Here is a 22373-nt window from a genome sequence, read left to right as displayed (position 1 = left end):
ATTGATTCAATATAGCACTTTAATAAAATTAGAGAATTAAGAGTCAATAAAATTGTTTGGTTATATAAACAAAAAATCTCTAATAGAGTATATTTTATGAAATTAGCAAAAAAGCAGAAAGTTGAAATAAAAATATTAATTGCAATATAAGCATTTTTTAATAATTGGCTATAGACTAAATAGCATTGAAAAAATTAAAATTTTGGCTGTGTGTTGATTTGTAAATTTAGAGCACAATCGTAACAAATATTTTTAAGATATGATTGATAATTGTACTTTAAAAGATATATTATAGTGTTAAATATTACAGATATAAAATGAGCTAAGCTCTATGATAAATAGCAATAGTAAGATTTGTATAAGTTTTTTTGCTTGATTAAAAGATATTGAATCTTTAACTGAATATTAACTAATATTATCAAAGAATAATTGAATGTTTCATCTAATTGCAAAAATAGTACTTAAAGTAATGCGTAATACAGAGATTAAAAAGTCAGAAAAGTGGTAGATTGTAGATGCTATTAGCATTCTGATGTAAAAATTAAATATAGCAACCAATTAATCCATTTAATTGATAACGGTTTTAAAATTACGAATTGCAATGGATGGAAAAATTCAAATTAATACATGAGGTAATATTAATTATGAGTTATCTTAAAGAGTTACAGAGAAAAGTTAATAAATATAAAACAAAATATAGTGTCAATAATAAGAAAATTGCGCTTAAATTAATTTGGTGGAACTTTGTTCAATTAATTAGCTTAAACATCAGTAAACATAAAATATCCAGGAAAAATCTAAATAAAATAGGTTTATTCTTATCTGGGGGTATAGGCGATATTTTAATTGGTTTTAACTACGCTTGTTTTTTACGAGAATATTTAAAGCCTAACAATATCGTCTTTGATATTTTTGTCAATAATGCTGATATGGTAAAATCCTTAGATGGTGGGACAGAATTTAATATTTATTCAAATTTAGAACCGATAAATGGCAAATATCTGTTAAAAATTGGTTTAGTAAGATACCCGCAAATTTTAGAAAATAATCTTATTTATTCAAAGCATTCTAAAAATAAAAAATTGCTTAAACTTATTGACCTTTATAAAGATTTTTACAAGAAAAATACCCGTTTTTTTGATTACTTACCTTTTATGGACGGCATGACTAATCAGTTTTCGCTTATCAATGGACATAAAAGAATACAACAACCTGATATAGCTAATTTATTAAATATTAGTCGTAATTTTAAGTATACCCCTAAAATATTTCACGAAAACCGAATATTAAACAATTTAAGGCTCAAGTCAGGTAAATATATCACTATCAACAGGGGCGTTGATAATCAAGGTAATGTGATTGAGTCCACTAAACTGTGGAGCTTAAACAATTATAATGCTTTAGTGAATCTTATTAAAATCCATTATCCAAATTATATAATTGTTCAATTAGGTGCATCAACCGATCGATGTCAACTTATTGATAATGTTGATATAAACTTGGTTGGCGAAACATCATTAGACGCCCTTAAAGTATTACTTAAGCATTCTGTACTACATATTGATAGTGAAGGGGGAATGGTACATTTAAGAAAGGCTTTAAATGGAGGGGTATCTGTCGTGATTTTTGGGCCTACTTCTGCCGATTTTTATGGATATGATGACAATATTAATATTGCTTCTAAATCTTGCCCATTTAGTTGCGAATGGTTAAATGAAACATGGGCAAAAACTTGCATCAATAGTCTCAACAACCATATCTGCATGAAATCTATAGATACAAATTTTGTTTTTGAACAAGTCAAAAAATTTTTAAAGCATGATGAAAACATTCATTAATTATTGAACATTGTCATTTTATTAGAAAGCATTATGACTAAACTAGCATAGTCAAATAGCAAGATTATTTATTTAAGTTACAATTACTTATTTATTCAGCTTTTTTGTTATAAAAAATAATTTTAATTATTAGAAATTTTTCTCAAAGTTTTCCTTTATTTTAAGGTATAATAGCCCGCCCCAAAGTAAGGTTATTATAAATATATTTAAATAGTTAAATGATATGAGTAAATAAGAATTCAATTATGAATTATTTTGATAAATTACAGCAAAAAGTTAACAAATATAAATCACTTTATTCCAATAAGTATAAAAAAGCTGCAATCAAATTGTTGTGGTGGAATTTGTGTAAACTTTTTGACTTTAAATCAAACAAGCAAAAATTTGATCCGATTACTAATGAACCCTATGAAATTGAATATCGCTTAGATCGTTTATCTTTTTTCATTACAGGGGGAATCGGTGATATCTTAATTAATCTTAATTACTGTAGTTATCTCTTAGATTATTTGAAAGATGAAATTAAAACTATCGATATTTTCGTAAAGAATACCAAATTAGTTAAAGAATTGATTGGGGAATCAGTTTTTAATATCTATCATAAAGATGAGTGGAATCACGATCGAGTAGCTTACTTACTTGATTTTAAAATAGATCGTTTTCCACTAATAGTTAAAAATAATTTAGTTTTACTCCCGTCAAATGTAAATTTGAAATTAAAAAAATTGGTTAAATTGTATGAAGATTTTTATCGAATAAATGGTAAAATTGTGTACGATCCACCTAAAATTGACTCATTAAGTATTCAGTATTCTATAATCAATAATCAAAATAGATTGCAACAACCAGATATTTATGGTTTTTTAAATATTGATCGCAATAATTATAAATTTTTACCAGCACTATCTAATGATGAAAAAGTTTTAAAAGATCTAAAATTAGCCGATACAAAGTTTATTACGCTTAATCGTGGGGTGGATGGGACAAATCCTCAAAGTGAATCCACAAAATTATATCCGCTTGAGTACTATGATGAATTAGTCAGGCTGATAAAAACAGCGTTTCCAGAGTACAATATTGTTCAATTAGGTGTATCGACAGATAGATGTCAGTTAATTAAAGGTACGGATTTAAACTTAGTTGGAAAAACGACGTTAAATCAGTTGAAAGCTATTTTGAAAAATTCCATGTTACATATTGACGGAGAAGGTGGAATGGTTCATTTAAGAAAGTCTTTAGAAGGTGGTGTTTCAGTCGTGATTTTTGGTCCGACTTCTGCAGACTTTTATGGTTATTCAGATAATGTCAATATTTCTTCCAGTGCGTGTCCTTTAACATGCGAATGGATAAATAATAAATGGGCATCATATTGTATCAATAAGAACAACAATCATATCTGTATGAAAAGTATCAAACCAAATTCGATTTTAGAAGAAATTAAAAAAATATTGAAATAGCATAAACTGGAAATATTAATATGAATCAATTTTATTCTTACCTTGATAGATTTAGAAATACTAAAGTAACGGTCATTGGGGATATTATGTTGGATCGTTTTTTGTATGGGACGGTAGAGCGGATTTCTCCTGAAGCACCCGTACCCATTTTCAGATTGGATCATGAAGAGGTAATGTTAGGTGGGGCAGGTAATGTGGCGGCAAATTTAGCGTCTCTTGGCTGTAAACCTACTTTTTTAGGATTTGTTGGTTTAGACACAAACGGTAAGCTTGTTACTTCACTTTTAAAAAATGCAGGAAGCCATAGTCATCTTTATCGATTGAAAAATCATCCAACTATTATCAAAACACGATTCATCGCAAATCATAATCATTTACTTCGTGCTGATGCTGAAAAGCTACTTCCGTTTGTACCTGAATTACTCCCTAAATTTTCTAAGTTAGTCAAGCAAGCCATTAAGATGACCGATATTGTTTTGTTATCGGATTACAATAAAGGTATTTTTAATCAAGAAACCACTCAGATGATTATTAATCTTTGTAAAAAGTTTAATATTCCAGTTATTGTTGATCCAAAAGGTAATGATTATTCTAAGTATCGTGGAGCGACATTAATTAAGCCAAATATCAAAGAATTTTTTGATGCAACAGGTATTAAACTCAATCCTGATAGTCCACAATTTGATGATGAATTGAAACAAGGTGCTGATATTTTCTTAAAACAATATGGTATTAAAAATATTATTGTGACCTTAAGTGAATATGGAATGGCTTATATTTCATGTGAAAATAAAAATTTCATTGTCAAAATACCAACAGAAGCTAAAGAAGTTTTCGATGTTTCAGGCGCAGGAGACACCTCTTTAGCCACATTAGGTATTGCTTTAGGTGCAAAAGCACCAATTGCCGAAGCGATGCAATTAGCCAATATTGCATCAGGAATTGTGGTTGGAAAATTAGGCACAGCAACAGTTTCTTTTAATGAGTTAAAAGCAAAATTAACGACAAAAAAATGTGAAATTAAGTGTACTCGAACAAATAAAATTATCAGTTTATCCGATGCTAAGCCAATTATTGATGAATTAAAAAAACAAGGAAAAAAAATTGGATTTACAAATGGCTGTTTTGATTTGTTACACTTAGGGCATTTAAGTTCTTTGCAACAAGCTAAAAATGTTTGTGATATTCTCATTGTGGGAGTGAACTCAGACGATTCGATAAAAAAATATAAAGGTGCTGATAGACCTATTCAAGATCAAAACACTCGAGCCACGTTACTGGCTTCACTCGAATTTGTTGATTATGTCATCGTATTTAGTGAAGATAATGCGTGTCATATTGTTGAAGAACTTCGACCTGATGTGATTGCGAAAGAAGGCTACACCATTGATAATTGGCCTGAAGCGCAAAAAGTAGTCAGTTATGGTGGCGAGGCCATTATTCTTGAACGTATAGAAGGTTATTCAACCTCTCAGTTAGTCGCTAAATGTAAAAAATAATCGACGATTCGGTGATATAAATGCATATCGAGCAGATATGCATTTTTTTTGATGCATAGATTCTATTCTATTTTCAATTAACGAAGTTTTATTGTAGGAATAATTAACTAAGACTCTTTTAAGCATTTATTAAACTAACGAGACATCGTTATTTGTAGTATAATACCTATTATTTTGATAATTTTTAATTAACTTTATGTCGGACAAATATACCTCTTGGAAAACACTTAGACTGCTTTGGCCTTTTGTTGCACCATACAAAAAAGCATTAATTGCGGCCGTGTTTGGATTGCTATTAAATGCCGCTACTGATGCTACGCTAATTTCTCTTACAAAACCGTTATTGGATCATGGTTTAATGGGGAAAAATTATTCGTTATTGATGATCATTGCTGGTTCGATCATTGGTTTAATACTGTTAAGAGGATTGTCAAACTACGCATCGACCTACTGTCTATCGTGGTTGTCGGGCAAAGTTGTCACCAAATTTAGGCAGTTAATCTTCAATCATCTTGTTAAAAGCCCCGTTAGCTTCCATGATAAGAGTTCTGTGGGTGACCTTGTGTCAGTTATCACATTCAATACACAACTCTTATCCAAAGCTTCATCTGATGCATTAATTATCTTGGTTCGAGAAATTACCTACGCCATTGGACTTTGTTGCGTCATGTTTTATGGTAGTTGGAAATTAGCATTAGTACTATTTATCATTGTTCCTTTAATCATTTTTATCGCACAATTTATTGCCAAAAAATTTAGAGAAACCATTAAATCGATGCAAAAAGGGATGGGTGAAATTACCACCGCTGCCGATGAAATGTTAAACGGTCATAAAGAGGTATTAATATTTAATGCCAAGGATTACGAAAAACGTAATTTTAGCCAGATAACTGATACAGTGCGACGTGGCGTATTAAAAATTGAATTTGTTTCAAGATTGTCAACGCCAATCATCCAGTTGATTGCAACTTTAGGTTTAGGGGGCATCTTGTATCTGGTTGCCAGTGAAAGTTTGGATATCACGCCTGGATCTTTTACCGTTGTATTTTCTGCTATGGTTGCGGTTATGCGCCCACTTCGTGAATTAACCAGTTTACATGTTGAATTACAAAAAGGTGCGGTAGCTTGTGAATCATTATTTGGGATCTTAAATTCACCTTTAGAAGAGGATGAAGGTAAAATTGAGAAAGATAAAGTTAATGGTAATATAGAGTTTAGACATGTTACCTATACTTATCCTACTCGAAATACACCCTCACTCAATGATATCAGTTTTGCGATAAAAGCGGGGCAAACGGTTGCATTAGTTGGACGGTCTGGAGCCGGTAAATCCACTATAGCCAGTTTAATTCCTCGTTTTTATGATGTAACAAACGGCGAAATTCTGTTAGATTCGATTAATATAAAAGATTACACATTAAAATCGTTACGAAGCCAGATTGGATATGTATCGCAACGCGTGCATTTATTCAATGGAACAATAGCCGATAATATTACTTATGGAGAGAAAGGAAAACATTCTCAAGAAGCCATTATGCACGCTGCAAAATTAGCAAATGCTTTAGAGTTTATTGATAAATTAGAACAAGGTATTAATACTGAAATTGGTGATAACGGCGTATTGCTATCAGGAGGACAGCGACAACGGATTGCAATTGCCAGAGTTCTGTTACGTAATAACCCGATTTTAATTTTAGATGAAGCGACTTCAGCATTAGATAATGAATCCGAACGATTGGTACAGGAAGCCATTGAAATTTTGCAAAAAAATCGTACATCTATCATTATTGCACATCGATTATCAACCATTGAAAAAGCCGATCGAATTTTAGTTATTGATGAGGGAAAAATCATTGAAGATGGGAATCATGAATCACTTTTAGCGCTGAATGGTATTTATTCTCAAATGCATAAAATGCAATTTAATGCGTAATATCATTAATTTATTTATGAAGAACAATATGACTAAAAAACATCAACAAGAAAAGCATGATCTCGATAAAGATTCATCAACATGGCAAACGTTTTTGAAACTGTGGCCATATATTATTGAGCATAAACTCATTTTATTTGTCTCTGTATTATTACTTTTCTTAAGTGCATTTGCCGATACATCACTCATAGCAATATTAAAACCCCTTTTAGATAGAGGGTTTAGTGATGGTGATAAAAGTTTTTTATTTATGGCTCCCATCTATATTTTTGGGTTGGTTTTATTACGAGGTATAGCTAACTATGGCTATTCGGTTTCGTTAGCGTTTATCTCTGGTAAAATTGTTATGCGGATTAGACAAAGGTTATTTAACCATTTTGTCGATGCGCCGGTTAGTTATTACGATCAAAATTCGAATGGTCGATTATTGTCTCGCATAACTTACGATACCGATCAGGTAGCCTCGTCATCATCCGATGCTTTAATTATCATTATTCGTGAATCAGCGTTTATTTGTGGATTATTTTATACGATGTTTTATAACAGTTGGCAATTATCATTGTCACTGATCATCATTACTCCCATTGTTATTGGTTTAATTACGTTTATTTCTGTGAAATTCCGACGATTAGCTAAAAACATGCAAAATTCAATGGGTAATGTCACCATGTCTGTTGAACAAATGTTAAAAGGACATCGTGAGATCATCGTATTTGGTGCACAAGACGAAGAGTCGAACAATTTTGTTAAAATAAGTAATAAGTTTCGTCGTGACGGTATGAGACTTGTCTCTATTTCAGCGCTCTCTACCCCAATTGTTCAGTTAGTTATTTCATTTGCAATTGCTTTTGTTTTATTAACGGCAAGTAATCCAGATTTAAATATCACAGCGGGTGAGTTTACGGTTGTTTTTTCTTCCTTAGTTGCGCTTATGCAACCTATTAAAAGTTTGACTAGTGTGAATGCGAGTTTTCAAAAAGGTATGGCGGCATGTCAAACACTCTTTTCCATTTTGGAGCAACCTGTCGAAAAAGACACGGGTAAACTTAACATTGAGCGTGTAAAAGGGGATATTGAATTTAAGCATGTTAGTTTTGGTTATGAAACCCGACAACAACTTGCGATCCAAGATATTAGCTTTATTGTTTCGGCAGGAAAAACCGTGGCTTTTGTTGGGCGTTCGGGTTCAGGCAAAACGACGATCACAAATTTACTGACACGTTTTTATGATATTTCTGAAGGTGAAATATTGATTGACGGACATAACATTCAAGATTTAACCCTGTTTTGTTTAAGGAACCAAATTGGATTAGTCTCGCAAAATGTTTTTCTGTTTAATGATACCATTGCCAATAATATTGCATATGGTCGACTTGATCAGTATTCACAAGCTGAAATCGAAGCAGCCGCTAAAAAAGCTTTCGCTTATGATTTTATCATGAATTTTGAAAAAGGTTTTGACACAAAAGTCGGGGAAAGTGGAGTATTATTATCAGGCGGTCAACGCCAGCGAATCGCTATTGCAAGAGCATTATTGCGTGACAACCCTATTTTAATCTTAGATGAAGCGACCTCTGCATTAGATACGGAATCTGAACGTGCCATTCAAAAAGCGTTAGATGAATTACAAAAAGGCCGAACTTCTTTAGTGATTGCACATCGACTCTCAACGATTGAAAATGCCGATGAGATTCTAGTCATTGATGATGGACATATTATTGAGCAAGGTAATCACGCAGCTTTATTAGAGAAAAAAGGAATATACTTTAATTTATACACAGGTAAACAATTTCAATGAATTAAGTGAATGTAAACTATAATCAAAAGCTGTATTAGTAAAATCGGAAAAGTTGCTACTATTGGATTTTTGAGGGTAAAAAGAATAATTGCAAGATATTTAATTTAAAAATATTATTTGTAGTAGATGGTGAATCATGGAAATAATTTAGATGAACAAACATAATACGATAAACATCGCTTTTTGCTCAGATAAAAATTACTTAAAATATGTAGCGATAGCTATTCAATCAATTTATTTTAACAATATGAATAATGCGTTAAAATTTCATGTTTTTCTTAATGATGTCGAGCAAGACGATATTGATCAATTGAGTCGTTTAAGCTCAGACATTATCGTCTATCCTATACCTAAAGCATGTTTGGACAAATATGATAACGAACATGCGATAAAGCATCTTAATCGTTCCATGTTTATTCGACTACTTGTTCCGCGTTTATTAAATGGAAAAGTGGATAAATTAATCTATTTAGACGCTGACATACTTTGTTTCAAAGATATATCTGCAATAAATAATATCGACATCGATAATGTCGTGTGTGCGGCCTGTATTGATTCATTAAATAATGAAAACGTTTCTAAAAATATTCAACGATTAAACTTATCAACTACACATTATTTTAATTCAGGTTTTTTATATATTAATGTAAAAAATTGGAATGATTTTAACACCGAAGAGAAAGTAAATACGCTTTTATTATCGTATAAAGGTCAGTTGCGTTATCCTGATCAAGATGCGCTTAACATGGTATTACAAAATAATGTGTTAATCATTGATCCTAGTTGGAACTACTTATTCACATGGATTAATGAAAAAGACAAAGACAAGTTCTTTGAAACTGAAAAAAATTTACCTTCATTTATTCATTTTACAGGAGCTAGGAAACCTTGGTACCATGAGCATGTGGGGGTAGCCCAGAATTGGTATCTTTTTTATAAACATTTTACGCCATGGCGAGATAGTGGTTTAGACAGCTATCAAGATAAAATGAGACCAACTGATTACCGAGTCTATGCAAAAAAATTTCTTAAAAAAGGTCATTTATTGAAAGCCTTAAAATATGCATTGATGTATATTAAACTTAAAAACAAAAAATAAAATTAATAAAAATGAAATTAAGTGATGAATTGTTCAAAGTAATCTATCGACTAACGCATTCTAAGCGTTATAAACATAACCGTAAACGTTGGCCTCATGTCAAAATCTGTCGTGGGGACTGTGGCCAAATAGTCGATTTTGCTTATAAAGGGATCACTATTCCTATCATCGATCTTAAGTCATTAAAACATGCCTTTACCGGTCAATTAGTAATGGTTGCTTCTGGACCATCCATTAATCAAATAACGTTTAAACACTCTCCATCGGTTTTGACTTTAGGGGTAAATGGCTCATATTGTCTAAAGGACAAGATAAACTTCAATTTTTACGTTATCACGGATATTCACTTTTTTTCTCAACGACCTGAGATTGTAGAACAAATTATTGCTAACCCAGATCTTCTCTTATTTTTGCAAGTGGATGGTTTAGTGAAAATCATAAACCTTTTCGGTAACCAATCCATCTGTTGTAAAGTAGCGTTAATTGAAGATGCGTTCAAACTGACTTATCAACCGATCCAAACATTGACCGAAATTGAAAAAGATCCTACCCGAAATAAAAGTATTTACTTCTATCATAATGATCATCGGGAACATGAGCCGTTAGCCTTTGAGACAAATATTGTCAATGGCGTATTTCCGGCTAAAACTGTTGTTTATTGGGCGCTTCAAATAGCCGTTTACTTAGGTTTTAACCAACTTTATTTAGCTGGTGTTGATTTAAATAATTTCCATTTACCTCGATTTTATGAAACACCAGACAATATCACCTATTCACAATTAGCATCTGATTTTGAAAAAAATATTCTCCCTGCTTTTGAGCACGCAAGTTCTGTCATGAAAGCGTTAAAAGTAGAGGTTAAAAATATGTCTTTAGATAGTGCTCTTGATACGGATATTTTCGAAAAACAGGCTTATAACGATGTTTTTAATTCATTATAAGTGAGTAAGCTTACGCTATATAAACTTCATGACAATAATATTTTTTAAGTGAAATCTGATTTAAAGATTTATTGTCAGCTGATCTATATAGTGCTTTAAGTTCATTATATCTAAATTTTGGGCTGAGTTTTCGGGTGCAATGATCTGTATTGCATTTTCATAATTAGGTTTATACACATCGTTATTTTTATATCGGGGATCAAAAGTATCAATCTCAGAACTATAAACACTAATTAAAGGTTTATTATAAGCATTGGCAAGATGTACAATAGAGGTATCAACTGAAATAACAAAATCACAATGTTTAATTAACGACGCAGCATGAAAAAAATGATTGAGTGGATTAATTACTATATTTGGTGATGGATGTAATTTACTGATTTTATCTGGCAAACCAACGACAATGGTTACTATATTGGGGTAACTCGACATAAGATCTATGATATCTTGTGCCTGTTTGCTTGAAAAACTTCGGCGATCTGAGGATGCATAAGGATTAAAAATACAGATTTTTTTAGATAGATAATTAGATAAAAGATCTTCAACTTGTAAATCATATTCATCGGAATAATGAAGATCATATTTGTAATCATTTTCGCTTGTTTGTATATTAATTCTATTTAAAATATATCTAAATCTTTGACTAAAATGTGCACTAAAATCCGTATAGGTGATGATTGAGTCATATACACGGTAACAATTGGGATAGTTAAAGCCAATAGTATGTTTAGGTTTTATTGTCTTAATGATCTTAAAAATCCAATTGGAATAACTGGTTCTATTGTTTGGATCAATAAATAGATCGCATTCTAAAGATTTTAAAACACGAATCTGTGATTTGGTTAATGGTCTGTCAAGACAAATAACTTGACTGACATAAGGATTAGATTCAAATAAAAAAGCATTGGATTTTTTTGTCAGCACTGTCACTTCAAAACCGTGAGTGGCGAGAATTTTAGGCAGTCCTGATATGATAACAGCATCGCCAAGTCCATTTTTACATGCTTGAATGATGACTTTATCTATTTTTGATAAATCTAATTGAGACCGTTTCAGCTTAAAGGACAAAATAAAAAGTTTTACATTTTTGAATAAATAATTTCGTTTTCTGTTTAATTTGCTAATTGTATTGATAATTTTTTTAAGCATCGGCTAGGTCTAATTGTTTTGTCTTGATTTTTTTATTGTACCAAAATTTGTATCAGTAAAACATAACCATTAATAAGATAAAATGTTTTTTAAATTATGAAAAACAAATAAAGAATATTTTAATCTGATTGAATAAGAACACTCGAAAATAACGATATTATACAATATAATATCTTTATTCATTAATTAAAAAGGTAATTATTATGATTGTTGTGACCGGTGGAGCAGGATTTATTGGTAGTAATATTGTAAGAGGTCTAAATAAAAAAGGATTTAAAGATATCCTTGTTGTTGATGACTTAAAGGATGGGACAAAATTTTGTAATCTTGTTGATCTCGATATTGCTGATTATATGGATAAAGATGATTTTATTGTCGCCATTTTATCCAACGAAAATTTAAATATCGATGTCATTTTTCATCAAGGTGCATGTTCCTCAACGACTGAGTGGGATGGCAAATTTATGATGGAAAACAATTATCAATATTCTAAAGATCTACTACACTACTGTTTAGAACTTGATATACCATTTTTATATGCTTCTTCTGCTGCAACTTATGGTGGTCGTAGCGACAACTTTATCGAAGATAGAGCTTATGAAAAACCGTTGAATGTATATGGGTATTCTAAATTTTTATTTGATCAATACGTAAGACAAGTATTACCAACGGCTAAATCACAAGTATGTGGTTTTCGCTATTTTAATGTTTATGGGCCTCGTGAAACACACAAAGGTAGTATGGCAAGCGTTGCATATCATCTTAATGAACAGCTTCACAAAGGCGAAAAACTTAAATTATTCGCCGGAAGTGATACTTTCAAACGTGATTTTATTTATGTGGAAGATGTGGTTGATGTCAATTTATGGTTTTGGGAAAATAAAGTATCAGGCATTTATAACTGTGGAACCGGCAAAGCAGAATCATTCCAAACAGTTGCCGATGCGGTACTTCACTATCATAAAAAAGGTGAAATTGAGTATATACCTTTCCCGGAACATTTAGAAGGACGTTACCAACGTTTTACGCAAGCTGATTTAACAAAATTTAGAAATTCAGGTTGTCCGATTCAATTCAAATCGGTGACTGAAGGTACTACCGAATACATGAAATGGTTAAATAACCAATAAAGTTTATGCTTTTTGGGCCATAGCATTTTTAATCATTTTAACAACATCCTCCCTTAATAAACCTTTTTATTGTCACAACATTAAGGGAGGGGTTGATGAAGCGATTTTTCTTAAGTTTGTAATATTATCTAGTGCTGCTTGTAAATAATTGTTATAGTATATCGATTATTTAAGTTACTTGTTGTTCAATTCCAATATAATAAATTCATCTCTTTTTTATGAAAATACTATTTTCTTCATATCAAATTATTCCTAAATAATTTTTCAAGTATGAATAAAAAATTGGGCTTATCTTCTAATTAGGTGCATTTTAAGTGATTAATGATTTTGCAGAAAATGGTTTGCTTGCGACAGCTATAGATGGTTTTGTTGCTAGAGAACCACAAAGACATATGGCAAATAAGGTCACTGAAGCAATAAATGCACAAAAGTCATTGGTGGTCGAAGCGGGTACTGGAACGGGTAAAACCTTTGCATATTTAGTTCCTGCATTACGCAGTGAGAAAAAAGCAATAATCTCAACAGGCTCCAAGAATTTACAAGAACAGTTATATAGTAAAGACTTACCCATTATCAAAAAAGCTTTAAACTATACTGGTAAAATTTCACTTCTTAAAGGTCGAGCCAATTATCTCTGTTTAGAGCGCATGTATCATCAATATGCTGCTGCCGGAGATTTAGATAAGAATTTACGAACTGATCTGGTTCGGGTTAAAAATTGGTCAATCAAAACAAAAGATGGTGACATTAGTAAATGTACAACTGTTACCGAAGATAATCCAATTTGGCCAATTTTAACTAGCACAAATGATAATTGTTTGGGTAGTGATTGTGAACATTACAACGATTGTTATGTGGTTAAAGCTCGTAAAAGAGCCATGAACGCTGATATTGTTGTTGTTAATCATCATCTATTTTTAGCTGATGTTGTTGTGAAAGATACCGGATTTGGTGAACTAATTCCTAAAGCTGATGTGATGATATTTGATGAAGCGCATCAACTTCCTGATCTTGCGTGTCACTATTTTGGTGAGCAGTTAACAAGTCGACAACTGTTCGACTTAGCTAAAGAGATAAATTTGGCTTATCGAACAGAAGTCAAAGACATGTCACAACTCCAGCAGTGTGCTGATAAACTACAAAAATGTACCCAAGATTTAAGATTGTTGATAAGCCAGCAAAATAATAAAGGAAATCTTCGTTATCTATTTAATCAAACCAATATTAAACAAGAATTATCTTATTTATTTGATGCGCTTGATTTTTGCAAAGAAGTTCTGTTATTAGCGATAGGGCGATCCACAACTTTAGATAATTGTTATGATCGAGTTAACCAATACCAGCAATTATTAAAAAAATTGTCCGAAACTCATGTACCAGGTTTTAGTTATTGGTATGAAAGTTCATATAGCTCTTTTCTCTTTGCATTAACTCCATTGTCGGTAACGGAAAAATTTGAGGAATTATTAATCCAGCGTAAAGGTGCCTGGATTTTCACATCAGCAACATTATCAGTTGATAATCAATTAGATTACTTTACCAAACGTTTAGGTTTAACTAATGCAGAATCATTAATTTTAGAAAGCCCATTTGATTATACCAATCAGACTATTTTGTGTGTACCACGTTATATACCATCACCAAATGAAAGAGGCAATGCTGAAAAACTTGTCAATATTTTATTACCGGTTATTGAGGCAAACAAAGGGCGTTGTTTTTTCCTTTGTACATCTTATGCAATGATGAATGCATTAACTGAACATTTTCGCTTACATACCGAATTACCGGTTTTAGTTCAAGGTGAAACAAGCAAATCAAAACTCCTTGAACAGTTTATTGAAAGTGGTAATGCACTATTGATCGCAACTAGCAGTTTTTGGGAAGGGATTGATGTTAGGGGAGATACTTTATCTTGTGTTATTATAGATAAATTACCGTTTACCTCACCAGATGATCCCTTAATGAAAGCGAGAATGGAAGATTGCCAAATGCAAGGTGGCGATGCCTTTAATGAAGTGCAATTACCTGAAGCCGTTATTACCTTAAAACAAGGTGTTGGGCGATTAATCCGTCATCATAATGATCGTGGAGCAATTATTATTTGCGATAATAGATTAGTTATGCGACCTTATGGGGCAACGTTTATAAATAGTTTACCACCATCGCCAAGAACCCGAGATGTTAACAAGGTAATCAATTTTTTATTATCTAACAACCAATCAGATAATCTGGAAACCAAATGAGTACTATTTTAGCCATTGATACTTCGACAGAAGCTTGTTCTGTAGCTCTATTTTTTCAAAATGAAATCACTCATGATTTTATGATTTCGGCACGTGATCATACTAAAAAGATCTTACCAATGGTTGATAAAATTTTAAGTCAATCAGGTTGCACGCTTTCACAACTTGATGCTATTGCTTTTGCTCAAGGTCCTGGTAGCTTTACTGGAGTAAGAATAGGTATTGGTGTAGCTCAAGGATTAGCATTAGGAATTGATAAACCGATGATAGGTGTCTCAACTTTGATGACCCTAGCGCAAGGCGCTTATAGGAAAACAGAGGCAAAGAAAGTCATACCTGCGATAGATGCTAGAATGGGCGAAGTCTATTTAGGACAATATGAGTATCAAAACCAAAATTGGCAAACGATCATTCCAGAGTGTGTCGTCAAACCTGAAAATGTAATCAATAAAATTCAAAAAAGTCATAATGATTATTACTCAGCAGGTACGGGGTGGCAAACTTATCCTGAAATGTTAACAGGAACTAAGCCTAGTGAAGTATTCTTACCAGAAGCACAAGATTTGGTGGTTATCGCTCATCAAAAATGGTTAAGAAAAGAAGTTGTTAAAGTTGAAGATGTCGAGCCAACTTATTTGCGTAATGAAGTTACATGGCAAAAATTGCTGGGGCGTTAAGATAAACCACCGAAATGGTTTATCTGTATTTGATGTGCAAAAGTATTTAGTCTTGAAATAATCCCAAATTAGCTTTGGCATATGCTTCAAAATCAGTACAGCCACCAATTGGTTTTTCATCAATAAAAATTTGCGGTACGGTTTCAACCGGTTTACCAACACTTTTAGAAAGATCTTCCTTGGTAATACCTTCTGCATTTATATCTACATATCGATATGAAAAATCATCACGTTCTTGAGATAACTTTTCGGCAAGCTCTTTAGCTCGCACACAATATGGACATCCTTGACGTCCAAAAATAACAGCGTACATATTTCACCTCTATGAGTTAAATTGAATAAAATTACTATACTTTAGTTTTGAATAAAAAAAAGTAGATAAATCTAGTTGATATAATAGATTATATCTATTGATATTACATCCGCATAGCGTGTAAGGTATACGTTTTAATCATTTAAATGATTAATTGATTATTTTATAGCTGCTTTTATTAAAAAAAGTTGAGGAACGGGGTTTTTTAATTCTTTAAATTGATGCTAATTTGATATTACTCGCTATAATTTAAATTTCAACCATTAAATGGATGTCAAAATGCTAAAAAAAATAATAGTTATTTTTTCATTAACCTTATCAATAACAGTGTTTGCGGCACAAAAAGGGTGTGCTGTAAAACCCAATTACGATATAGTGATAAATAAAGACAACATCCAAATCGTAAATAAGTCGAATGATTTATCGATCAAGAATGATGGCAAAGTAATACTTAATAAGAAAACAATATCAGCTAGCCCTCAATTACGTAAAAATCTCAATGAATTTCAAAAAAGTCTAAGATCACAATTACCACAACTAGAACAACAATCATTAGATTTATTATTGGAAGTAAAAGTTGCTTTCGATCTAGCAATAACAAGAAAATTAAGTGATGACCGAGAACTACATGGCGAATTAAATAAATTATATAAACGATTAGTTAAGTTGTTACATCGTTCAATTATAACTGAAAATGGAACAACAAAATTTTATTACCAAAACTTTAATAAATTAAAAAAAGATGGACAAGATATCGGTGAACGTATTTTTTATAATGTTGTGGGAGGAAGTATTTTAGAATTTAACTTCTTTAAAAACTTTGGTGCCATCAAAGATATCTCAAAAAATGAATGGAAAGCTCAAAAACCTAAACTTAAAGCATTCGATTCACATATTTGTTCGGTAATTACTGATATAGACAAACAATATCAACAGATTTTAACAGAACTTAGTCAATCAACCGATAAGTGAATAGACAATAATAAAAACTTTTGCGAGAATACCCCATTCATTGGGTAAAAGAAGTAATCGCTTATGACTGCAAAAATAATTGATGGTAAAGCGTTAGCGCAGCAAATACGTAACGAAATAGCCAAAAAGGTAAAATCACGGACTGAACAAGGTTTATCTGTTCCAGGACTAGCTGTTATACAAGTTGGTTCTGATCCCGCTTCTAAAATTTATGTTAAAAATAAGCAAAAAGCTTGTGACGATGTCGGCTTTGCTTCTTTTGCTTATGATTATCCATCTTCAACCACTGAGGCATTATTAGCGTTGATCGATGAATTAAATCAACGAGCCGATGTTCATGGCATCTTAGTTCAGCTTCCATTACCAGATAACATTGATAAGACAAAAGTGTTAGAGCGTATCGATCCTCGTAAAGATGTTGATGGTTTTCATCCTTATAATATTGGTCATTTATTACAACGCGATCCGATATTACGCCCATGCACGCCGTATGGTGTTGTTAAAATGTTAGAATCAACCGGCATTAATTTATCTGGCTTAAACGCAACAGTTGTAGGCGCATCAAGCATTGTTGGACGTCCTATGGCGTTAGAATTATTGTTATTAGGTTGTACCACAACGATTACTCATAGCAGAACTATTGATCTAGAAAAGCATGTTCGTAATGCTGATATTGTTGTTGCGGGTGTTGGAATCCCTAACTATGTTAAGGGAGAATGGATCAAACCTGGTGCTATCGTAATTGATGTTGGAATTAACCGTTTACCTGATGGCAAACTTGTTGGAGATGTAGAATTCGATATTGCTAGCCAACATGCCGGTTGGATCACACCTGTACCTGGTGGAGTAGGGCCAATGACGGTTGCAATGCTAATGAGTAATACATTAGAGGCATGTGAAAGATTTAGCGAGTAAGTCTAAGATAATAGACAGATTTGTATTATGATTTTTATGAATTAAAAAATGAAAATAAGGACATCTTATGATTATATTTCATACTTCTTTAGGTGATATTAAGATCAATACTTTTGATGATAAAGCTCCTGAAACAGTCAAAAATTTTGTTGAATATTGTAAAGAAGGTTTCTATGACAACACTATATTCCATCGAGTGATTAATAATTTTATGATTCAAGGTGGTGGATTTGAGCCAGGTATGAAACAGAAAAAAACTAAAGCTCCAATCAAAAATGAGGCTGCTAATGGTCTAAAAAATAGTCGTGGTACTTTAGCTATGGCACGTACAAGTGATCCTCATTCCGCGACGGCTCAATTCTTTATTAATGTCGTTGATAATGATTATTTAAATTATCGTTCTTCTGATATTAATGGTTTTGGTTACTGCGTATTTGCAGAAGTTGTGGATGGCATGGATGTTGTCGATAAGATCAAAGCCGTTAAAACTGGCCGTAATGGAATGCATTCTGATGTGCCAGTTGAAGATGTCGTGATTAAGAGTGTAACGGTTGAATAATCCTGTTCGCTTTTTTATCGCAGATATTCACCTCGGTGAAAACGAGCCTGCTGCACATCATTTTGATATTACAGCAGGCTTTTTGTCATTTCTTAAACAATTACCTAATGGCTGTGAACTCTATATTCTAGGGGATTTGTTTGACTATTGGGTGGGGGATGATGTTGATTCAACACTACACAAACAGATTTCGGATGCTTTAAATGAGTTATCCTCAAAGCAAATTAAAAAGTTTTTTGTCCACGGTAATCGTGATTTTCTGATTGGTAAAGACTACGCTAAGCGATGTGATATGACCTTACTAGGCGATATTAATTGTTTAGTCAATCAGGATAAAAATATTGTTTTTTTACATGGCGACCTGCTTTGTATTGATGATCATCAATACCAAAAATTCCGAAAAATCATGCATAAAAAGTGGCTACAAAAGTTATTTTTATTCTTACCATTATTTATTCGATTAAAAATTGCGACGAAATTACGAAAAGAGAGTAGTCAGCATAATCAAATAAAATCAGAAACTATTATGGATGTAAATCCACAAGCAGTAATTGATATGATGATTGAGAATAATGCCAATATAATGGTTCATGGCCATACTCATAAACCTGCAACCCATCATCTAACCATTAATGGTGAATCAGTAACCAGAATAGTATTAGGTGCTTGGCATGATGGTGTTTCATATATAAAACAAGAAGAGAATAGTACTACATTAAAGCTTTATAGCCAGTCTTTCAAATAGTTACTTTGTAATATTTGTTCTGTCGTATCAAAGTCTATTAATTTCCCCTGTTCTAACACGGCTACATGCTGAGCAATACGTTTGACTTCATTAATATTATGGGTGACATAGATAATAGGTATGTTCAAGTCACTCACTAGTTTATTAATATAGCTTAATAACTCCTTTTTACGGGGCATATCTAAAGCGGATAAAGGTTCATCCATCAATAATAATTTGGGGTTGGTTAATAAAGCTCGACCAATGGCAACTCGCTGTTTTTCACCACCTGACAGCATCGCTGGATAACGATCAAGTAGTGAACCAATATTGAGCACATTGACAATATCATCAAATTTTTCTGTATTTAACGATCGTGCCCCATACGTTAAATTTTTGATTACTTTATAATGAGGAAAAAGTAGTGCATCTTGAAAAACAGTACCAATTTGTCTTTTCTCTGGTGTGACAAAAATATGTTTTTCTGTATCGACTAAACTATCTTGTTTTAAATTGATATAACCATTATCAGGTTTGATTAAACCATTAATAAGGTTGATAAGTGTTGATTTTCCCGAACCAGAAACCCCTAAAACAGCAGTCACACCTTGGCAGTTAATTTCATGTTTAAATTCGAAAACAAACGAGGCAAGTTTTTTGCTTACATTGATATTTAACATTATCGCTATCCTGTTAATTTCTTTTTATGCCAACGATTTAGCATCTCTGAAACGAATAAGGCAACTAAAGATAAAATGATCGAAACAATACAAAGTCGTAATGCTCCTGACTCGCCATCTGGGGTTTGTAATAAGGTGTACATTGCTAATGGAAGGGTGCGTGTTTCTCCTTGAATGTTTGATACAAAGGTAATTGTCGCGCCAAATTCACCTAAGCAACGAGCAAAACCGAGCACGACTCCCATTAAAATCCCAGGGAAAGCTAATGGTAACGTGACAGTCATAAAGACTCGAAATGGTTTAGCACCTAAGGTTCGAGCTACATTTTCTAAACGTGAATCTATCGATTCAATTGCTAATCGAATCGATCGAACCATAAGCGGGAACGCAACCACAGCAGAAGCTAAAGCTGCGCCTTGCCAATTGAAGCTAAAGCTTAAATGAAAATATTTATCTAACCATTCGCCAATAAAGCCATGGCGACCCATTGTTAAGAGTAGAAGATAGCCTAATACTACTGGAGGCAACACTAAAGGCAAATGGACAATGCTATCAAATAGTGATTTACCGATAAATTGACATCTTGCTAAAATCCAAGCTGTCAACACACCTATTGGAAGGCTAAAGACAATTGCTGCTCCTGCTATTTTCAAGCTTAACAGCAATGTTTGCCATTCATACTCAGTTAACATCATCTTGTTTAAATTCTATTCAGTTATAAAACCATATTTTTGGAAAATCTTTTTGGCAGTTTCAGAACTTAAATATTGATAAAATTCTTTTGCTTCAGGTTTAAGTAATGTGATCGGATATTCAATTGGCGTAAATGTCTCAGCGGGAAAGCTACCAATAATTTTCACTTTATCACTTACTTTCGCATCAGTACTGTAAACAATACCTAATGCAGCTTCATTACGCTCAACTAACATTAATGCATCACGAACATTACTTGCTGGCGCCATTTGAGGCAATAATTTATCAAATACGCCTAAATTGGTTAAAGATTCCTTAGCATAAAGCCCTGCAGGTACATGGTCAGGATCACCAACAGCTAACCTTTCTCCTTTTGGTAAAATGGCTTGCCAATCAGTATTTGCATTAATTTCTACCTTTTCTAATTTAGATTGTTTTGGAGCAATCAATACTAATCCATTTTTTAACAAATTCTGTTTATCTGTTGCAACTTTGTGTTCAATAAGATAATTCATCCACTTTTGGTCAGCAGACATAAATATATCAGCAGGTGCCCCTTGTTCAATTTGTTTGGCTAATACAGAAGATGAAGCAAATGAGAAAACAATTTCTGCATCTTTGTAAGAAGTTGCAATATCTTGCATTGCATTAGTAAGTGATGCTGCTGCAAATACCGTAATTTTTTGGGTGGCAGATGTTGTTAAACTGACGAGTAAAGTTACTATAAATAGTGATACACCAATGATTCTACGCATTTTATTCCTCACATTCGTTATGTAATAAACTATATAGCGATGCTATCAAAATTTATTAATAAAGTACAATCAAACTTTAAGCAGTACACTATTTTTATTCTTTACGAATATGGCTAAGGACATTTTTTGAAGGAAAAGAAAAAAACGTCTACAATAGATTTACTTTTTTATTGAAAGTAGCTTGTTTATTCAATTAAGGCATAAAGTAATGCTGTCACCAGAAATATTATTAACTTTAAACATAAATCAGCAATTATTTACTGATCCCAGACGAATTGCCTTATTAAAAGCAATTGAACTAACTGGCTCACTAACCCAAGCGGCTAAGAAAGTCGGTATTAGCTATAAAACTGCTTGGGATGCGATAAACGAAATCAATCAGTTATCACCAAAACCTTTTTTGATAACAGCAACGGGTGGTAAAAATGGCGGAGGCACAAAACTTAGCGCTTATGCGGTAAGGTTTATTCAGCTTTATGATCTCTTAACTCAACTCCAATATAATGCTTTTAATATTCTAAATGACGACAATATTCCTCTTGATGATATATTAAAAATAACTGCTAAATTATCATTACAGACTAGCGCCCGTAATCAAATCTATGGCAATGTTTCGAGCATTGAAACTAACAATATAGCTGGGTTTGTAAAAGTAAAATTAAATGATAACCAAACTGAATTAAAAGCTTATATAACTCAACAAAGTATTGCGCGTTTAAAATTGAATATTGATAAAACTGTTCTTTTATTGATTAAAGCACCTTTGATTGAATTGAATGATTTAAATGAAAATCAATTAAGAGTTAAAGTTGAAAAAATAGTAAGCGATGGTCAATTATCTGAGATCTCATTTTCATTACCTTCCGGTATGATGCTTTATGCTAATAAATTAACCAGTGAAATTAATCATCTAAAATTAACCGAAGGCCAAAAAACTACCATATCCATCCATCCCCAGAACATCATTGTTGCCACATTAGTCTAGCAGTTTGAGGTAT

At 32.4% G+C, this 22373-nt stretch carries 20 protein-coding genes; 15 read left to right on the top strand and 5 right to left on the bottom strand.

Going from position 1 to position 22373, the window contains the following annotated elements; translation table 11 throughout:
* The first annotated feature begins 644 nt into the window (after window positions 1–644).
* The 7 genes from J3U16_RS08030 (at window position 645) to J3U16_RS08000 (ending at window position 10565) form a co-directional block, all read left to right on the top strand.
* Window positions 645–1838, top strand: a complete 1194-nt coding sequence (locus J3U16_RS08030; protein WP_267330185.1) for a glycosyltransferase family 9 protein — start codon at window positions 645–647, stop codon at window positions 1836–1838.
* Window positions 1839–2083: 245 nt separating this feature from the next.
* On the top strand, window positions 2084–3295 hold the full coding sequence (locus J3U16_RS08025) for a glycosyltransferase family 9 protein (protein WP_267330186.1): 1212 nt from the start codon (window positions 2084–2086) through the stop codon (window positions 3293–3295).
* A gap of 20 nt (window positions 3296–3315) precedes the next feature.
* On the top strand, window positions 3316–4794 hold the full coding sequence (rfaE1, locus tag J3U16_RS08020; protein WP_267330187.1) for a D-glycero-beta-D-manno-heptose-7-phosphate kinase: 1479 nt from the start codon (window positions 3316–3318) through the stop codon (window positions 4792–4794).
* Between the two features lie 196 nt (window positions 4795–4990).
* Complete coding sequence (msbA, locus tag J3U16_RS08015; protein WP_267330188.1) at window positions 4991–6727, top strand: lipid A export permease/ATP-binding protein MsbA; 1737 nt, start codon at window positions 4991–4993, stop codon at window positions 6725–6727.
* A 28-nt stretch (window positions 6728–6755) separates the two neighbouring features.
* On the top strand, window positions 6756–8525 hold the full coding sequence (gene msbA, locus J3U16_RS08010) for a lipid A ABC transporter ATP-binding protein/permease MsbA (RefSeq protein WP_267330189.1): 1770 nt from the start codon (window positions 6756–6758) through the stop codon (window positions 8523–8525).
* Between the two features lie 151 nt (window positions 8526–8676).
* Entirely contained in the window at window positions 8677–9624 is a 948-nt protein-coding gene (locus J3U16_RS08005; RefSeq protein ID WP_267330190.1) for a glycosyltransferase family 8 protein, read from the top strand.
* A 29-nt stretch (window positions 9625–9653) separates the two neighbouring features.
* Window positions 9654–10565, top strand: a complete 912-nt coding sequence (locus J3U16_RS08000; RefSeq protein ID WP_267330191.1) for a hypothetical protein — start codon at window positions 9654–9656, stop codon at window positions 10563–10565.
* A gap of 60 nt (window positions 10566–10625) precedes the next feature.
* Here the strand turns inward: J3U16_RS08000 and J3U16_RS07995 are convergent, their stop codons facing one another.
* Window positions 10626–11714 (bottom strand): glycosyltransferase family 9 protein, encoded by a 1089-nt coding sequence (locus J3U16_RS07995; RefSeq protein ID WP_267330192.1) that lies wholly within the window; start codon window positions 11712–11714, stop codon window positions 10626–10628.
* Window positions 11715–11917: 203 nt separating this feature from the next.
* On the opposite strand from J3U16_RS07995, the gene rfaD reads away from it, so the two are divergent.
* From rfaD to tsaB, 3 genes are all read left to right on the top strand, one after another.
* Window positions 11918–12844, top strand: a complete 927-nt coding sequence (gene rfaD, locus J3U16_RS07990; protein WP_267330193.1) for an ADP-glyceromanno-heptose 6-epimerase — start codon at window positions 11918–11920, stop codon at window positions 12842–12844.
* A gap of 314 nt (window positions 12845–13158) precedes the next feature.
* Window positions 13159–15087 carry an ATP-dependent DNA helicase gene (locus J3U16_RS07985; protein ID WP_267330194.1) on the top strand — a complete coding sequence of 643 codons (1929 nt, stop codon included), beginning with the start codon at window positions 13159–13161 and terminating at the stop codon, window positions 15085–15087.
* Complete coding sequence (tsaB, locus tag J3U16_RS07980; RefSeq protein WP_267330195.1) at window positions 15084–15764, top strand: tRNA (adenosine(37)-N6)-threonylcarbamoyltransferase complex dimerization subunit type 1 TsaB; 681 nt, start codon at window positions 15084–15086, stop codon at window positions 15762–15764. The genes J3U16_RS07985 and tsaB overlap by 4 nt, the downstream gene beginning before the upstream one ends.
* Window positions 15765–15810: 46 nt before the next feature.
* Here the strand turns inward: tsaB and J3U16_RS07975 are convergent, their stop codons facing one another.
* Complete coding sequence (locus tag J3U16_RS07975) at window positions 15811–16077, bottom strand: GrxA family glutaredoxin (protein WP_065562576.1); 267 nt, start codon at window positions 16075–16077, stop codon at window positions 15811–15813.
* Window positions 16078–16356: 279 nt separating this feature from the next.
* Here J3U16_RS07975 and J3U16_RS07970 point away from each other — a divergent pair, with 279 nt between their 5' ends.
* From J3U16_RS07970 to J3U16_RS07955, 4 genes are all read left to right on the top strand, one after another.
* Window positions 16357–17049 carry a DUF2884 family protein gene (locus tag J3U16_RS07970; protein ID WP_267342842.1) on the top strand — a complete coding sequence of 231 codons (693 nt, stop codon included), beginning with the start codon at window positions 16357–16359 and terminating at the stop codon, window positions 17047–17049.
* Window positions 17050–17112: 63 nt separating this feature from the next.
* A complete protein-coding gene (gene folD, locus J3U16_RS07965) occupies window positions 17113–17964 on the top strand; it encodes a bifunctional methylenetetrahydrofolate dehydrogenase/methenyltetrahydrofolate cyclohydrolase FolD (protein ID WP_065562574.1) in 852 nt (283 codons plus the stop codon).
* Window positions 17965–18031: 67 nt separating this feature from the next.
* A complete protein-coding gene (gene ppiB / locus J3U16_RS07960; RefSeq protein WP_065562573.1) occupies window positions 18032–18523 on the top strand; it encodes a peptidylprolyl isomerase B in 492 nt (163 codons plus the stop codon).
* A complete protein-coding gene (locus J3U16_RS07955; protein ID WP_065562572.1) occupies window positions 18516–19268 on the top strand; it encodes a UDP-2,3-diacylglucosamine diphosphatase in 753 nt (250 codons plus the stop codon). Before ppiB ends, J3U16_RS07955 begins: the two co-directional genes overlap by 8 nt.
* On the opposite strand, the gene modC is transcribed toward J3U16_RS07955, so the two are convergent.
* From modC to modA, 3 genes are read right to left on the bottom strand one after another with little or no spacing between them, the layout of a single operon-like run.
* A complete protein-coding gene (modC, locus tag J3U16_RS07950; RefSeq protein WP_267342841.1) occupies window positions 19247–19927 on the bottom strand; it encodes a molybdenum ABC transporter ATP-binding protein in 681 nt (226 codons plus the stop codon). The genes J3U16_RS07955 and modC overlap by 22 nt on opposite strands.
* Window positions 19928–19932: 5 nt before the next feature.
* A complete protein-coding gene (modB, locus tag J3U16_RS07945) occupies window positions 19933–20622 on the bottom strand; it encodes a molybdate ABC transporter permease subunit (RefSeq protein ID WP_065562570.1) in 690 nt (229 codons plus the stop codon).
* 12 nt (window positions 20623–20634) lie between these two features.
* Window positions 20635–21375, bottom strand: coding sequence for a molybdate ABC transporter substrate-binding protein (modA, locus tag J3U16_RS07940; RefSeq protein WP_218058406.1), 741 nt, complete (start codon window positions 21373–21375; stop codon window positions 20635–20637).
* A gap of 208 nt (window positions 21376–21583) precedes the next feature.
* Between modA and J3U16_RS07935 the strand changes: the two genes are divergently transcribed.
* Window positions 21584–22360 (top strand): TOBE domain-containing protein, encoded by a 777-nt coding sequence (locus J3U16_RS07935; protein ID WP_267342840.1) that lies wholly within the window; start codon window positions 21584–21586, stop codon window positions 22358–22360.
* The last annotated feature ends 13 nt before the right edge of the window (window positions 22361–22373 follow it).

Origin of the sequence: Gilliamella sp. B3023 (assembly GCF_026536845.1) — a bacterium.
Classification (GTDB): Bacteria; Pseudomonadota; Gammaproteobacteria; order Enterobacterales; family Orbaceae; genus Gilliamella; species Gilliamella apicola_E.
Note: the sequence above shows the minus strand (reverse complement) of the source record. Positions and strands in the feature narration are given on the sequence as shown.